16 protein-coding genes are annotated in these 15,103 nt (G+C 62.1%); 10 read left to right on the forward strand and 6 right to left on the reverse strand.

The genetic code is table 11. From position 1 onward, the window contains the following. Positions 1-2: 2 nt before the first annotated feature. Positions 3-296 carry a helix-turn-helix transcriptional regulator gene (locus J8I29_RS29105; protein WP_209434334.1) on the reverse strand — a complete coding sequence of 98 codons (294 nt, stop codon included), beginning with the start codon at positions 294-296 and terminating at the stop codon, positions 3-5. A 420-nt stretch (positions 297-716) separates the two neighbouring features. Here J8I29_RS29105 and J8I29_RS29110 point away from each other — a divergent pair, with 420 nt between their 5' ends. From J8I29_RS29110 to J8I29_RS29120, 3 genes are all read left to right on the forward strand, one after another. Continuing rightward, a complete protein-coding gene (locus J8I29_RS29110; RefSeq protein WP_105860110.1) occupies positions 717-1,361 on the forward strand; it encodes a DUF47 family protein in 645 nt (214 codons plus the stop codon). Beyond that, positions 1,361-2,365, forward strand: coding sequence for an inorganic phosphate transporter (locus J8I29_RS29115; RefSeq protein ID WP_105860111.1), 1,005 nt, complete (start codon positions 1,361-1,363; stop codon positions 2,363-2,365). Before J8I29_RS29110 ends, J8I29_RS29115 begins: the two co-directional genes overlap by 1 nt. Positions 2,366-2,682: 317 nt before the next feature. After that, complete coding sequence (locus J8I29_RS29120; protein ID WP_209434335.1) at positions 2,683-5,664, forward strand: NAD(P)-dependent oxidoreductase; 2,982 nt, start codon at positions 2,683-2,685, stop codon at positions 5,662-5,664. Positions 5,665-5,818: 154 nt separating this feature from the next. On the opposite strand, the gene J8I29_RS29125 is transcribed toward J8I29_RS29120, so the two are convergent. Beyond that, positions 5,819-6,043: a 4-oxalocrotonate tautomerase family protein gene (locus J8I29_RS29125; protein ID WP_245197490.1), complete on the reverse strand. Its 225-nt coding sequence runs from the start codon at positions 6,041-6,043 to the stop codon at positions 5,819-5,821. Positions 6,044-6,299: 256 nt separating this feature from the next. Between J8I29_RS29125 and J8I29_RS29130 the strand changes: the two genes are divergently transcribed. Beyond that, positions 6,300-6,815: a hypothetical protein gene (locus J8I29_RS29130; protein ID WP_209434337.1), complete on the forward strand. Its 516-nt coding sequence runs from the start codon at positions 6,300-6,302 to the stop codon at positions 6,813-6,815. Positions 6,816-6,922: 107 nt separating this feature from the next. After that, on the forward strand, positions 6,923-7,513 hold the full coding sequence (locus J8I29_RS29135) for a general stress protein (protein ID WP_209434338.1): 591 nt from the start codon (positions 6,923-6,925) through the stop codon (positions 7,511-7,513). 36 nt (positions 7,514-7,549) lie between these two features. Here the strand turns inward: J8I29_RS29135 and J8I29_RS29140 are convergent, their stop codons facing one another. Further along, positions 7,550-7,813: a hypothetical protein gene (locus J8I29_RS29140; protein WP_105860115.1), complete on the reverse strand. Its 264-nt coding sequence runs from the start codon at positions 7,811-7,813 to the stop codon at positions 7,550-7,552. 202 nt (positions 7,814-8,015) lie between these two features. Here J8I29_RS29140 and J8I29_RS29145 point away from each other — a divergent pair, with 202 nt between their 5' ends. The 4 genes from J8I29_RS29145 (at position 8,016) to J8I29_RS29160 (ending at position 10,502) form a co-directional block, all read left to right on the forward strand. Beyond that, entirely contained in the window at positions 8,016-8,981 is a 966-nt protein-coding gene (locus J8I29_RS29145) for an SDR family oxidoreductase (protein ID WP_209434339.1), read from the forward strand. A gap of 128 nt (positions 8,982-9,109) precedes the next feature. After that, on the forward strand, positions 9,110-9,409 hold the full coding sequence (locus tag J8I29_RS29150; protein ID WP_209434340.1) for a DUF982 domain-containing protein: 300 nt from the start codon (positions 9,110-9,112) through the stop codon (positions 9,407-9,409). Between the two features lie 141 nt (positions 9,410-9,550). Further along, positions 9,551-9,784, forward strand: a complete 234-nt coding sequence (locus J8I29_RS29155) for a DUF2188 domain-containing protein (protein WP_146126800.1) — start codon at positions 9,551-9,553, stop codon at positions 9,782-9,784. A 472-nt stretch (positions 9,785-10,256) separates the two neighbouring features. Continuing rightward, on the forward strand, positions 10,257-10,502 hold the full coding sequence (locus tag J8I29_RS29160; protein ID WP_105860119.1) for a DUF982 domain-containing protein: 246 nt from the start codon (positions 10,257-10,259) through the stop codon (positions 10,500-10,502). A 58-nt stretch (positions 10,503-10,560) separates the two neighbouring features. Here the strand turns inward: J8I29_RS29160 and J8I29_RS29165 are convergent, their stop codons facing one another. Together J8I29_RS29165 and J8I29_RS29170 are read right to left on the reverse strand one after the other, a co-directional pair. Continuing rightward, positions 10,561-12,039 (reverse strand): glycosyltransferase, encoded by a 1,479-nt coding sequence (locus tag J8I29_RS29165; protein WP_209434341.1) that lies wholly within the window; start codon positions 12,037-12,039, stop codon positions 10,561-10,563. 103 nt (positions 12,040-12,142) lie between these two features. Then, entirely contained in the window at positions 12,143-12,691 is a 549-nt protein-coding gene (locus tag J8I29_RS29170) for a DUF6496 domain-containing protein (protein WP_209434342.1), read from the reverse strand. Positions 12,692-12,922: 231 nt separating this feature from the next. On the opposite strand from J8I29_RS29170, the gene J8I29_RS29175 reads away from it, so the two are divergent. Beyond that, positions 12,923-13,462: a general stress protein gene (locus J8I29_RS29175; RefSeq protein ID WP_209434343.1), complete on the forward strand. Its 540-nt coding sequence runs from the start codon at positions 12,923-12,925 to the stop codon at positions 13,460-13,462. Positions 13,463-13,514: 52 nt separating this feature from the next. On the opposite strand, the gene J8I29_RS29180 is transcribed toward J8I29_RS29175, so the two are convergent. Continuing rightward, positions 13,515-14,828: an Nramp family divalent metal transporter gene (locus tag J8I29_RS29180; protein WP_209434344.1), complete on the reverse strand. Its 1,314-nt coding sequence runs from the start codon at positions 14,826-14,828 to the stop codon at positions 13,515-13,517. Positions 14,829-15,103: the final 275 nt, after the last annotated feature.

Raw genomic sequence — 15,103 nt, forward strand, 5'->3', positions numbered from 1 at the left:
CTTCACCCCTCCATCCCGTTCGTGCCGGCGGCGTTCGGAATCTTGGGGGCGGATGGCTTCAGGCGCACGCCTCGTCCGCCTGCCGGACTGACGCTGTCCTCGCCGATCAGTTCGACACCGGCCGTCGACAGGGCCTCCACGAGCTTCATCAAGGAGTCGACATTGCCCCTGATGAGGCCCGAGCGCGCTTCCATGCGTTGGATCGTCGGCACGGAAAGGTCCGAGAGCGCGGCCAGCTTTCTCTGGTCGATGCCGAGAAGGGCACGGGCTGCCCGCAATTGCGCTGCAGTGATCATTACCTCAGGCTCACTGAGTGCCATAATTTATATATGATTTTCAGTTTAGTGCATATATATGACTATATCAACAGTTATTATTGATGTTTAATACCTCAATCGAAAGGGCGCGTCGGCGGGGGAGGCGCCATGCCTGTATCTCCCGTGAATGCCGGCAGTCCCCTCCTGGGGACTTCGTTCACCTTCGATGCGAAGCGGATGCAAAACTGGGCCGGGTCAATCCGATTCAGTGGCGTGTTGCGTCGTGAGGTGAACCGGCGAACGAACGGATGTGCGCATCACTCGAACATGGCCGCATCGCCGCCTGGTGCAGGATCGAAGCGGCCACCGCCCGGTGGAGGTCTTTCTCGACCAGACCTTTACGCGCAACGGTTTTCATCTATGACCGTTATGTGACAGGTCTGCAGCCGGAGTCGATGCATGCTCAGCTGGTTCAAGAAGCTTCTGCCGCGCGAAGACAAGTTCTTTCACTTGTTCGAGCGCCATTCGAAGACGGTCGTCGGCGCGGCGGAGGCGATGAAGGCAATGCTTGCAGGCGAGGGCGACATCGAAGCGCACTGCAGCCGCATCGTCGAACTCGAAGGCGAAGCGGACGAAATCACCCGCGAAGTGCTGCTAGCAACCCGCCGCAGTTTCATAACGCCGTTCGATCGCGGTGACATCAAGGACCTGATCCAGTCCATGGATGATGCGATCGATATGCTCAACAAGACGGTGAAGACCATTCGGCGCTTCGAACAGCATGCCTTCGAGCCTGGCATGCGGGAGATGGGTGTGCTGATCGCGGAGGCTGCGCATCTGGTGGCCGAGGCGATCCCGTTGCTCGCACAGATCGGGCCGAATTCGGCACGGCTCAGCGCGCTTGCCGAAGAGGTCACGCGGGTCGAGGACAAATCGGACGAGCTCTTCGAAGAGGGGCTGAAGAACCTTTTCCGCCTCAATGGCACCAACAATGCCATGGCCTATCTCATCGGCAGCGAAATCTATGGCGAACTGGAGAAGGTCGTCGACCGCTTCGAGGATGTTGCCAACGAGATCAGCGGCATCGTCATCGAGAACGTCTGATGGAAACAGCTCTCGCTCTGCCGCTCCTGGTCGGACTGATCGTCGTCGGGCTCATTTTCGATTTTCTCAATGGCCTGCACGATGCGGCCAATTCGATCGCCACCATCGTTTCGACACGCGTGCTGAGGCCGCAATATGCCGTGTTCTGGGCGGCATTCTTCAATTTCATCGCCTTCCTTTTCTTCGGCCTGCACGTGGCCGAGACGCTTGGTACCGGCATCATCGATCCCGGCATCGTGACGCCGGCGGTGATCTTTGCCGCGCTGATGGGTGCGATCGTGTGGAATGTGCTCACATGGCTGCTCGGTATTCCCTCGAGCTCCTCGCACGCCCTTGTCGGCGGCCTTGTAGGCGCGGGCCTCGCCAAGACGGGCGGAAGCGCCATCGTGTTCTCAGGCCTTGCCAAGACGGTCGCGGCCATCTTCCTGTCGCCGGCGATCGGCTTTTTCCTCGCTCTGGTGCTGATTCTGGCCGTGTCCTGGATCTTCGTCCGGCAAACGCCTTTCGCCGTCGATCGTACCTTCCGCGTCCTCCAATTCGTCTCCGCCTCGCTGTATTCGCTGGGCCATGGCGGCAATGATGCCCAGAAGACGATGGGCATCATCGCTGTGCTGCTGTTTTCGCAAGGCTATCTCGGTTCCAGCTTCTATGTGCCGTTCTGGGTCGTCTTATCCTGTCAGGCGGCGATGGCGCTCGGGACGTTGGCCGGCGGCTGGCGGATCGTGCACACGATGGGATCGAAGATCACCCGGCTCAATCCGATGCAGGGGTTCTGCGCGGAAACCGGCGGTGCCTTGACCCTTTTCGGCGCGACCTGGCTGGGCATTCCGGTGTCGACCACGCATACGATCACGGGCGCCATTGTCGGCGTCGGCGCGGCTCGCCGGGTCTCGGCCGTGCGCTGGGGGCTGGCCAGCAACATCGTCGTCGCCTGGGTGGTGACGCTTCCGGCCGCGGCCATCATTTCGGCGCTGGTTTACGTCCTGGCGTCACTGTTCGGCTAAGCACCCCCCAGCTCGGAGCCAGACGCGACGGCTCCCCCGGACCGCGCTTTAAGGAGAGGAGCACGCCGAATTTGTCATAGCCAGGCCTGGGCCGGCTATCAAAGCCACCCCGCGCGCAAGGGGAGTCGAACGGGATGCCGGGTCAAGCCCGGCAATGACAAAAGTCACGTTCTTCAAGAAGGCCTTCGGCGTGTCGCCGACCAAATATCGCCTTGCATCGGCACGTCCATGACGGCTCTGCGATATCGCGGTTGCGCCGGGGCGATTATAGCCGCGCTGTGGAAGTCTCTTTTACCCGCAACAGGAGATGCCGGCTCATGGCGAATATACAGACGTTGAAGGCCCAGAGAGAGTCGGCCCTCCAGGCCACTCGGTCCGGGGTGCCAGCACGGACGTCCAATCCGTTTTTCGGCGTCGGGCCGATTACCGATGGCACGGCGGACGAGGCCGACGCGCGCCTGCTGCGCTTCGAGTTCGACAACTGGCTCGAGAAGAATTACCGCAAGCTCGACGACCGCGGTGCCGATCTCGGCCCCTTCACCACCGCCGAAGTCGGTCGGAGCATGCACCGGGGCTATCCGGCGGATAAATTCCTGCTCGACATGATGCGGGAGATCCACCGCTATTTCGAGTTCCCCAAGGCCAACAAGATGGCCGTGGGCCTGGGCGGGGGACATAGCGGCTTCACGGTTTGCGCCCTCCATCTCGTCACCGCCAACGACCCGGCCCAGCATGTCTATGTCGACACGCTTCGGCCGGAATCGGAAGCCGCCAAGGCCGGGGGCTTCTTCCGCCAATCCTGGGGTGCGCAGCTCATCGAGATGCACCGCTATGCCCATAACGGCGATGAGAGCCGCGTGCATTTCGCCGAGGAGGAGGGAGCAATTCCCAGCGCCGATGCCCTCGAAGAGATGGGCGTCAGGCTCTTCATCGGCGTCGGCCACGAAACCACCGGCGCCACCACCTATACGGCTGGAGATATCGCCAATCTGCTCGAATGGCTCGACCGCAACCCGGCCGAACACCATGCCGTGCTCGATGCCACCTCCATGCTCGGCGCCATGCCCTGGGGCGAGGAGGCGGTGAAGAACGTCATTGCCAAATGCTGCATGTTCATGCCGTTTCAAAAGGCGATCGGCGGCATTTCGGGCTATTTCGTCGTTTCATTCACGCCGCAGGCGCTCGATCTCGTTGAAAGAAATCAGAAGTCGCCGTCCTGGGCGATCCCGCGCCAGCTCAAGATCGTCGCGCCCGTCGATCCCAAGCGCCCGCTTACCGGCGAGCGCACCGTCAATGTCGGGCCGATCTATGATCCGGCGCAGGACAAGATGCTGGGTGGCGTGATCAACACCTATTCCACCCTCGCCTTTGCCGAGACGACCTTCGGCCTCCTGCGGTCGGAGCGGCGGCTCGGTTCGGTTCAGGATCTCTACAAGCGCTCGGTGCGCAACCGCGCCGCCGTCGATGCATGGGTGGCACGCCATCCGATGTTCGAGCTCGGCGTCACCGATCCCGAGCGGCGTGGCGCGGCCGTGACGCTGCTGCGCGTCCGGGATGACGATGTCACCGACCCGGCCATTCATGCCCGCATCATCGCCCGCTCCAAGCAGTTGCTGGCCTATGAGGGCATCACCCATCCCAATGGCGAGCATGAGCCTGGCCTCGACGTTGCCCGCTATGTCAACGCCTTCCCGGGCACGCCGGGCGATTATCGCGCCTGGATCGGTGGCATCCGGCCGGTGGAGGACATCGATGCCCTGCTCGACAACCTCGAATATGCCTATCTGCGCGCCAAGATCGTGGTGCTGGAAGAAGAACTCGCCAAGCTTGGCGAAACTTTTCCGGTAAGCGCCGCTGCCGGCGGCGATCGCGTAAGGCGCGACGATCCCAACCGGGCCTACAAGGTGCTGGTGGCCGATCTCATCGGCATGCGCTTCGACGGCGACGGGGTGCCCGACCATCAGGAGGTGCGCCGCCATATCGAGGCCAAGGGCGGTGTCTTCCATCTCGGCGCCATCCAGGACGAGGCGGCCCTGGAAAAGGGACGCATCCATTTCTTCTACCAACCCGATCTCAGCACCGAGGCGGAGATCCTGCCGCAGACGGATCGGGGCCAGTATGATGCCGTCATCGCCGCCGCCACTTTCCTGCCGAAGAACTCGGTATTTCCGCTCGGTGGCGTGCGCATCGGAGCCGGCACCGGCAATATGGGCTCGGCTTCGTGGGGCGGCGGCAGTGGAGTCGGCGGCGAAGCGCCCCTGATGAACACGCCGAGCTTCAACAGCCGGGCCACCGCGCAGATGGCCTTCAAGGCGCTGCTCAAAGTGATGCCCGACCTCAAGGTGGAGGAACTGCACCGGCGTGTCGTTGCCGGCGCGTTCGACACCGGCAAGCATCTCCGCGACTTTCCGACCGAGAAGCTGGAGGGCCGCCGCGTCGCGGTCATCGGATACGGCAATATCGGCCGCGAGTTCGCCAAGCTGGCGAGCGCCTTCGGCATGCAGGTCGCCATTCATGCTCGCGAGCGCCACCGGGAGTGGATCGAATCGGAAGGGGTCGAATACGCCGCCACCGCTGAGGAGGCGGCGCAGGGCGCGCATGTCCTCACGGTACACACCGGCCTTGGTCCGGTCGATCCCGAGACCGGCCGCTTCGCCAACCAGTCGCTGATCGGCATCGATATCCTCGATCGCCTTGCCGACGGCGCCGTGCTGATCAATTACGACCGCGGCGAAGTCATCGATGCCGAGGCTCTCGATGCGGCTCTGGAAAGAGGCAAGGTCGCCTATGCCTGCATCGACGCCGACCTCTTCCGCGACCCGGAGAGTGGCGCACTGTCAGGCCCGATGGTGCCCTATCGCGCGCTGGAAAGCCGTCATCCGGGCAAGCTCGAGCTGCTGCCCCATGCCGCAGCCGATACGGACCATCCCTCGCGGGTGGAGGGCGCCAAGCAGGCGGTCGACCAGATCTTCGACGTCATCCAATACGGCGTCGTCACCAATCTGAAGGGTGACCTGCCGGCCGGCTACAGCAATGCGGGTGCCAGGACCGTCAACGGCATCGGTGCGGTGACGAGGGGGACGATCGCCCGCGCGGTTGCCGATGAAACGGCCTTGCGCCAGGCGCGCGAGGCCGTGGAATCCCTCGCCGCAATCTGGGGAGCGTTGTCGTCGACCACGGACCCCGACCGCCGTGAGACCCTGATGCAACGCTATGGCGCCACGCTCGTGCGGGAGAGCAATCGCTACGCCGCACTGACCGAAAAGCTCGGGCTCAGGGGTCCCTATGCCGATGGGTGAGAAAATGAGGGTGCCAGGCCGCGCCTGAAGCCAAGTGCCGGGAGGGAAGGCGAAATCCTGCTCAACCCTTCCGGCACGAGGTTGAAACATGCGATCCAGGCAGAAGGAGGGCCGGGATTCGCGCCTTCGGGCGCCATCCCTCCGGCCAGGGTTGTCAGGTGCTCTCGGATCCGGTCGGCGTTCGCTGGCTCCAAAGGTCCGTGAGCGACTGTCCCTTGCGGCCCCAATTGTCCGTATCCACCTCGTCGATGACCACGAAGATATATTCAGGATCACGGCCAAGCTCTTTCACGAGCACGTCCGTCATGCCTTTGATTACGGCTTTCTTCTGCTCGACGGACGCGATGCCTTTCGCAATCTCGACTTTGACATATGGCAACGGCAATCTCCATGGCTGGGTAGGTCTATAAAAGGTCGGCGCGACAGTCGGTCAACGGCTGATAAATGGCCAGTCATATTTCGATTGGAACCCACCGATACGCTGGCGCAGGGCTGGAGATTTCGAACATGCCCGGAACCAAGCGAGATATGGGTAGTTCGAACCCATGAACCGCTCGAACACCGAGCAACTTAGCCGGCAGAGAAAGCCTCGGGCTCGATAAGCCCGGCGAGCGGCAATGCTCGGGTGCATCGTGATGATGCAACCGCCGAGGGAACGGGCGGTGTTTCCGTCGGCGGTCCTCAATTGCCTGGACGTATGGAACGGGCCGTCAAGCTGGATACCGATGGAGGCAGAACCGACGATGCGACGCTCTGATATCGCGGCGTGGTCTGATTTCGTGGCTTGGACCGCTTTCCGGACCACCTTCAGAACCGGGTTGTTATTGGCAGCATCGCTGTGCTGGATAGCGCTGTACAGTCCGGCTGTATCGCAGACGTCGGACCATGATCCCAACGCGAAAAGTTCTGCCGATCCCTGCCAGTCGAACCCCCGCGACCGGTCAAAAAGCGAGGACAAGTCGGAAAATGGCGCCAACGCAGAAGGCGGCGACAAGCGCCGGCCAAAGACGGCATCGCCGGACATGGAACGCTGCAAAGGCGTGTTGACCCCACCGAAGACCGGCGATGAGGAAATTGAAAAACCGGCGCCCGATACCGGAACCACCCCGGTCATTCCTCCCGGGAACGTGCCGGAGCAGGCGCCCAAGTGAGGCCGGCACCCTTCCTCGGCTCGCGAGGAAGGTGATGCAAGGATGCCGAGGGCAAGCTTCGCCGGGCCTGTTGGCGATGATTGAGCTTGCAGAGGCAGGAGGAGCGGATGACCCGTACGGTTTCAGCCTTATACGATCGCTATGATGACGCCACGCGGGCCGTGCATGCCCTTGAGGACATCAACATTCCCGGTGCCGATATCAGCGTGGTTGCCTCCAATGCGGATAATTTCTACGAGGATGCGGTCGCCGATGACGCCGTAGCGGGCGCCGGCATGGGCGCGGCTGTCGGTAGCGTCGGCGGTCTGCTGGCAGGTCTGGGCATGCTGACCATTCCCGGCATAGGCCCTGCCGTCGCGGCCGGTTGGCTCGCCTCCACCGTCCTCGGCGCGACGGGTGGAGCGGTCGTCGGCGGTGCCGCAGGCAGTCTGGTCGGCGCGATGACGGATGCCGGCGTGGCCCCGGCCGACGCCAATGTCTACGCCGAAGGCGTTCGGCGTGGCCGGACTTTGGTGTCCGCGACAGTGCCTGACGAGAAAAGCGCTGAAACGGCCGAGACGCTGCGCAAAGGCGGAGCCCTCGATATCGATGAACTCAGGACGTCCTATCAAGCCGAGGGCTGGACCCAGTTCGATATTCACGCCCCGCCGCCCACGGCCGAAAGCCTGCGCAACTATCGCAACGGAACGGCACCGTGATGGACGCTCCAGGCTTGGCGGCGGCCGCAGCTCGGTTCAGGACCTTTGAACGAATTTGTTGAAGCGGCTCACTCCGCCCTCCTCGGTGCGTTCCTGATAGAGGAAGGCCAGGTCGCGATCCTCGAACACGGCAAAGAATGCAGGCCAGGGCAGAGGTTCCAGTTCCTCCTCGGGCTCGCCGAAGTCGATCCTGAGGAGGCCGCCATCCATCGTGCTTTTGACTTTCGACGGCACGCCGCCGCGCTCCTCGACCCAACGCCGAATGAGCGCATGGTCGGTGGTCATGTGGGAAATCGACATGGCGTGAACTCCAATTGGCATGAACTCGATTTGCCGAACGCCTCGCCGAACCACCCGGCTCATCAGGTTGTTCCGGCACAGTTGCCGGAACAACCTCAACCGGGCTCGGTTAGGCAGGGCCGGTCCGCATCGCCTCGGGTGCAGACCAGCGTGAGCCATCTCTGCCTCGGATGGCGACTGCAACCGCGAACAGGAGCGAAGCATGACCAGCAATGGCACCATCGAGCGTCAGCGACAGATCCAAAGACAGATCGCCAAGGCTGATTTGCGTCATGAGGAGGACGCCAAGGCTTCTGCCCCGCAGACCGGGGCTCGCGCCTATCCGGTTCCGCCCTTCGGACAGCAGCACCAGGCCAAACCAGGGCAGGAATCCGACCTCGACCCGGCGCCTCTCTATGACGCGCCGTTCTATCGCGGTTCGGGCAAGCTGGAGGGCGGAGTGGCCCTGATAACGGGAGGCGATTCAGGAATAGGCCGATCCGTCGCCGTGCTCTTCGCAAGGGAAGGGGCGGATGTCGCCATTGTTCATCTCGGCGAGCCGTCGGATGCGAATGTGACGCGCGAGGCCGTGCGTCGCGAAGGCCGGCAATGCCTGTTGATCGAGGGGGACGTCCGCTCGCATGCCTTCTGCAAGAGCGCTGTCGCAACCACGGTCGCGCACTTTGGGCGGCTCGACGTTCTCGTCAACAATGCCGCCTTCCAGGTCCATGCCAAGAGCATCGAGGATCTGACGGAGGATCACTTCGATCTGACCTTGAAGACCAATCTCTACGGCTATTTCTTCATGGCACAGGCGGCCGTACCGCATATGAAGGAGCGAGCCGCCATCATCAATACCGGCTCGGTCACTGGCATGTTCGGCTCCAAGGAACTTCTCGATTATTCCATGACCAAGGGAGGCATTCATGCCTTTACCCGGGCGCTCGCTGCAAATCTGATTTCAAAGGGAATCCGCGTGAATGCGGTGGCGCCTGGACCCGTATGGTCGCCTCTGAACCCGTCGGACAAGGCCGCGGAGGACATCGTCAAGTTCGGCAGCGATACGCCGATGCGCCGGCCCGCACAACCGGAGGAAATCGCGCCCGCCTATGTGTTCCTGGCCTCGCCTCAGTGTTCGAGCTTCATCACCGGTGAAATCCTGCCTATCGTCGGCGGCTATGGCGGGTGAAGGCCCGCCAGGGACGGCTGTCTTGTTCTCCTTGGCGCGACCGATCTTGAAATCCCTAGCCGCAGATCCAAATCATTGTCTCGGCTTCGAACAGCCCATGTACGCTATTGGTCTATTTGAGGTGCTCAATGTCAAAAATTCCGTTCCACCACCCGGTTTCGTTCAGGCTCGGCAAAGGCCGGGTCGTCGTCGTCCGATCGGTCCAGGAGGCGCTGGATTTTCTCGACAATCGTTGGCCTGAAGTGGGTGACGATCTTTACATAGCCGCGCGCTCTGCTTGTCTGGAGGCTCTGATGGACCCCGGTAAAGCCAAAGCCGCCCGATATGCCTTCATCGATGCACTGGGCGAAGCGGGCCTCGAGCCAGCTTTCGAATTCGGCTTCATGGCGGCGATGGCAAACAGTTCGCGGCACCGGATGTCTTCGTGAATCGGGGTGGCATCGGCATCGCCGCGGCGGTGACGCAGGAGCCTGCGCTCTGCCGGGAACATTGAAGCGAGAAATCAGTTGGCAGTGCGCGCAGCGATGAATGCGAAGCATTTGGCGTTGCCCCAGCCTGGAGCCGAGCCGATGACCGAAGTTCGATATCTTCGGGCAGATGAAAATCTGCCGACGCAGTGCGACTGGATTCTGATCGAAGCATCCGGCCCGGTCTGGGTGGTAAACAGCGCCACCTATTCGGACGACAACGTCCCTTCCGACCCGATTGGACCTTTCCATACGCGTAACGAGGCAATCGCGGCCGCGACCGATTTGGCCAGGGTAGACGGCATCGCGACGGTCTATGTCCGCAACGGTGACTGAACGTCGGGATGTCATGAGAAAGATGAAGGAAGCAGAACCGGCGGTGACCAACCCGACAAGCGGATTATCTCGTCTGCAGGCATCGAGTTGCCGCAGGGGCAGACTGGCCTTTTTACTCGGGAACCATGAGGCGGCGGCGAGGTTGGGAGGGTAGAAAGGACCCCGGCATGCCTGACCCGAACGAACCCAAACCCGCCGATCCCGCGCCGAAGGAAGATCCGCCGTTGGCTCCCGAGCCAAGCCCGCCTTCGCCCAACGAAATGCCGATTCCGCCGACGCTCCCGGCGCCGCCTGCACCGGTGGAAGTGCCACAGCCGCCGCCGGAACCCTCTCCGAAGCCCCCCGGAGAGGTGTAGGCCGCGCACCATTCCCCTGCATGGCTGGGGAGTTCCCCCTTTTTTCTGCTGCAAAAACCTGAAGCCCGATCTGAACAGTCTTCGGCCTGTTCGGATCCGAAGAGCGGAGGTAGGAGATGCATGTTCACATCTGGAGTAGCCCGGTTAGACTGAAAAACGGTGCGGGGCAGCCCCGCATCATTGCCACCACCGAGGAAGCAGCCAACTTCCTACTGTTGAATTGGCCCATCGAGACCGGCGAGAAATTCGTGGAAGCGCGTCGCGCCTGCCTCGATGTCGTGAACGGCATTCGTCCGCCCGATGACGCCCGTCAGGCCTTCATCGATGCCTGCGAGGAGGCGGGCCTGTCCGTCGTTTCATGAGACGGCGGCTGCGGCTTTCGCCCTCACGCATCGCGATCTCTCCTGGGGATTCCGGCGGTCACGGCCAGCGGGTCTTGACCGTGTCCGTCATCAGGACGAGCCAGCGGCGAAGCTGGGTGAAGATCAGGAAATTGTCGTGTACGCGTTGCTGGGCGCTCCGCCCGAGCATTTCGCGCTTCCAGGGATCGCGCAGCAGGTCGTCAAGTCCTGCCGTGATCTGGCGGTGGTCCTCCGGATCGGCCAGCAGATAGCCGTCCAGGCCGGGACGGATCTGCTGGCGCAAGCCGGCCGCATGCGAGCCCAAAACGGCAGCGCGTTTCCACATGGCCTCGGTCGCGGTCAATCCGAAGCTCTCCTGCACGGAATTCTGGGCAACGATGTCCGAGCAGCGCTGCAGCGCATTGACCAGCAGCGCGTTGTGCTTCTTCGAACGCATGGGCAGCACGACGATCGCGACGTCCGCCTGAAGTTCCGGTTCGAGGCCGACATAGGCCCGGGCAAGCTCCGTCAACACGGCCTTGCCTTCGGGATCGTCCTGGATCGAGGCTGGGTGAGGTCCCGCCAGGACCAGGCGCGACAATTGCAGGGAGCGCCGATGCCGCTCCTCCAGGTTCGCCCTGTTCGCCTGGCCGCGCTTGAGGGCGACGAAACCCTCCATCAGCGGGCGAAATCCCTTCAGCCGGTCCCAGCGCGAGACCTGCGTCACGATCGGCCGGTGGAGGAGGCCGATGTCCTCCGCCTCGGTCGCGGGTGCCCAGCTTCCGTCCCGTTGAAGTCGTTGTGCCTGGTCGGAAAATGGAGGTGTCAGTACAGGTCCGGGCGGACGGATCAGGGCGCCATTGGCGAGGATGCCGACCAATTTATGGACCGACAGATCCCTGTTCTTATGGCTGAGTGGATCGATGGCTGGATGGATGATGCTCGCCCGCCCGGCCAGGCAGCCAGGAATATATTCGGGGGCTGTGAACACCGCGTGATCATAGGCCTTGGTGAAGTCTTCGAGAAATGCCCAGGCGGCGCGGGTCTTCGGAGTTTCGCGATCGAGCCCGATATGGCAGCGCCAGATCGTGGCAATGTCCGATTTCCGGCTTGCAAGCGCACCTGCTCCAAGAGGTTGCGGGTCGTGGATGACAAGTACGTCTCCCGGAGCGGCATGGTGGAGGATCGCTTCGCAGGTCTGGCGGCTGACTTCCTCGTAGAGCCGGCGCTCTTCGTTTCCGAGATCGGGATCGCCTTCGCCATGGATCAGATTATGCAGCCTTTTGGTCAGTTGAAAGAAGGCGGGATTCTCCGAATCCATCACCAACCAATTGGCTTCGACGCCGAGCTCGCGCAACAGCGCGAGCAATGGCGGCAGCACCTCGGCCACGCCGCCGCCACGGCTGGTGCTGTTCACCATCCATACGCGGCGTCCCTTCAGCGAGGGAAGCAGGCTCTCGGCCTCCTGCCGCATCTCACGCACGGCCGTGTTGAGGGAAGCAATGCCTTCATAGTCCCCGAGAGAAACATGGTGTCGGGGTTCGACGAGATGCGCCATGAACACACTCCCCTATCGGCGGCGCCGGCTTCGACGTGGTCATGGCCAGTGGTCACCGTCGAGGGCAGACATCAGGGCGGTGCCGGGTGAGGCCGAATCTTCTTCAGCTATGGTGGGCTCGCGTCTCCGCGGCTTTTCGGGCAGCTTCCTTTCTTCCGCGAGCACCCTTCGTGCGGGCCGCCTTGCGGGCGGCGGCGGAGCGGCCCGAAGCACCTTTCGTCTCCGCAGCCTTTTCGGCGGCCTTCGAGCGCTCTCCGGCTGTGCGGCGGGAAGCCGCTCGTTTGGCCTGCCGGGACAGTGCCTCATGGGAGGCACTGTCCTTAGGTTCGTGCTCGAGGACTTCGGAAACGGCTTTGGAGACACGCGGGCGGCGCCTGGGTACGCGTTCGCCTTGGCCGACCTCATAGGCATATTCGGCGCTCTTGCGCGTACTTTCCTTCACCTTGCCCTTCTTGGGCGGCGGCAGGTCGACGCCGGCGCGCCGCGCCTCGGACAATCCGATGGCGATGGCTTGTTTGGCCGAGCGCGCGCCGTGCTCGCCGTGGCGTATCTTCTCGATCTCCTCATGGACGAACTCGCCGGCCTGGGTGCTCGGTGACTTGCCTGCGCGTTCGTCCTTTCGGGCCTTCTCGATGGTTTTCCTGTTCGGCATTGCTCGTCTCCGGATTCGGGCTGCACGGCCTCCCGATCTTTTTCAGGATTTCCATGGGTCTGGATTTCCATGGGCCTGGCGTGCCCTTTCCGATGGCCTAACTCGGCAGCGGGGCAAAGGATCCGGCCGACCATCCGGGAGGAGGGGGACCAAGCGGTCGAGCGGGCCTCGAAGGGAACATCGCTTCCGCCCCTGGGTTGAGAATCCATATGTTCCGTGGAGGGCATTGAGATGACCAGGATTATCTCGGCTTTATTCGAGACCTATCAGGACGCGGAGCGAGCGGTATCCCAGCTCGAGGCTGCCAACATTCCAAATACGGATATTTCACTGGTGACCGGCGATGTGGAGGCCTCGAATAGTTTTCAGCGCGACGTGATTGCCGGTACGGGAGCGGGCGCGGCATTAGGGGGAGCGGGTGGGGTGCTGGCTGGTCTGGCGCTGCTGGCTGCTCCCGGTGTCGGGCAGGTTGTTGCCGCCGGCTGGATAGCCGCGGCGCTCGTCGGCGCGACCATGGTTGCGGGCGCCACGACCGGGGCCGTCGTCGGCGCGGGGGCGGGGAGCGCGATAGGCTCCCTTACCGAGGCCGGCTTTCCAAGGGCCGAGTCTCATTTATATGCCGAATCCCTGCGGCGCGGGCGCAGCCTGGTGGCGGCCAGAGTGGCCGATGAAAGAGAAGGCGAGGTCAGGGCGATCTTTGCGAAATTCCCGTCGCTCGATCCTAGTACGGTACGGTCGGCCTACGAGGCGGAGGGATGGACGCCGAAATGATCGATCTCGTCGTCGATCCCGTCCAGGGTTACAGTTCGATCCGACGGCTGGTTCAGAAGAAGGCAGAAGCCCCCATTCCCATGGCACAGAGCGCCATGACGCCAGTGGAGAGCCAGCCCAGGCCGCGCAACCAGCCGCCAATCACCTGCTCGCCCATGATTTTTTTGTTCGTCGACATCAGCATCATGATGGCCATGATCGGAACTGCGACGACGCCGTTTACCACCGCGCTCCAAAAAAGCGCCTGGATCGGATTGATCGGAGCGAAATTCAAGGCCACGCCAAGCATGGTTGCGATCGCTATCGTGGCATAGAAGGCCTTGGCATCCTTGGGCTTGCGAGCCAAGCCGGTGGGCCAGCGTAACGCTTCGCCAAGCCCATAGGCGGCCGATCCGGCAAGCACCGGCACTGCCAGCAGCCCCGTCCCGACAATGCCGATGACAAACAGAAACTGGGCAAATTTGCCTGCCACCGGCTCCAGCGCCTCCGCCGCCTGCGCCGAACTTCCAATGTTGGTGATATGGTGCACATTGAGCGTCGCAGCTGCCGTCACCATGATCGAAAGCGCGATGAAATTGGAAACGCCCATGCCGACCAGCGTGTCCAATTCGATGCGTTCATCAGCCTCCTTGGCTTGTTCCGGATTATCCTTCAAAGGCTTGCGCTTGGGCTTTTCCTTCAGATCTTCCACCTCCTGCGAGGCCTGCCAGAAGAAGAGATACGGACTGATGGTGGTGCCGAAGATCGCGACGATTGCCATCAGGTAGTCGGAGGAAAATTCGATACGCGGCATAAAAAGCCCTGACGCCAGGGCTAGCCAGTCAATCTTCACGATGAAAAGTGTAGCGACATAGCTCAGTAGGGCCAGGCTGAGCCATTTGAGAATGCGAACATATTTATTGTATTGAAGGAAAACCTGCGCAATCGCGCACCCGATTCCGAAAAGCACGACATAGACGAGGGCCGGGCCGCCGATAACGAGTTTGACGGCGTCACCCATCGCGCCGAGGTCGGCCCCGATATTGATGACGTTGGCGGTCACCAACAGGCAAACACCCGAATAGACCAGCCAATTGGGGTAATATTTGCGCAGATTGCCGGCTATGCCCCGGCCTGTCGTTCTGCCGAGACGGGCGCTGATCATCTGGATGGCGCTCATGAGAGGATAAGAAAACAGAAGAGTCCAGCTCGCACCATAAGCGTATTGGGCGCCGACCTGCGAATAAGTTGCAATTCCACTGGGATCATCGTCGGATGCGCCGGTGATTAGACCGGGACCAAGAACTTTGAGTATACGAGGCTTGCTTGGCTCGACGGCCGGGCTGCGTGCGACTCTCGGCTCGAGGTCTCCCTCACTTCCACTCATTTTTGTCCGCCTCGCTGCGAGATATTCTTATTGTTGATCCGGCTGTTTCGGGGCGCCGACTCCGGAAGGCTGCAAATCAAGCTGCTCGCTCGATCGGTGTGGCGTCATTCCTGTCGGAATGCGAGCTTATGAACTCGTTCGGTCGCTTTCGGTTCCGCCACGGCCCACCGATGCTGAAGCTGATTGCAGCACTTTGTGTGGAACGCATCGCATGCAACGCAGTTCTAGCCGGTGCCGCATGATCGGCTTGGATTACTCAGGAGGAATCAATGGCA

The organism is Labrys sp. LIt4 (assembly GCF_017813775.1).
GTDB lineage: Bacteria > Pseudomonadota > Alphaproteobacteria > Rhizobiales > Labraceae > Labrys > Labrys okinawensis_A.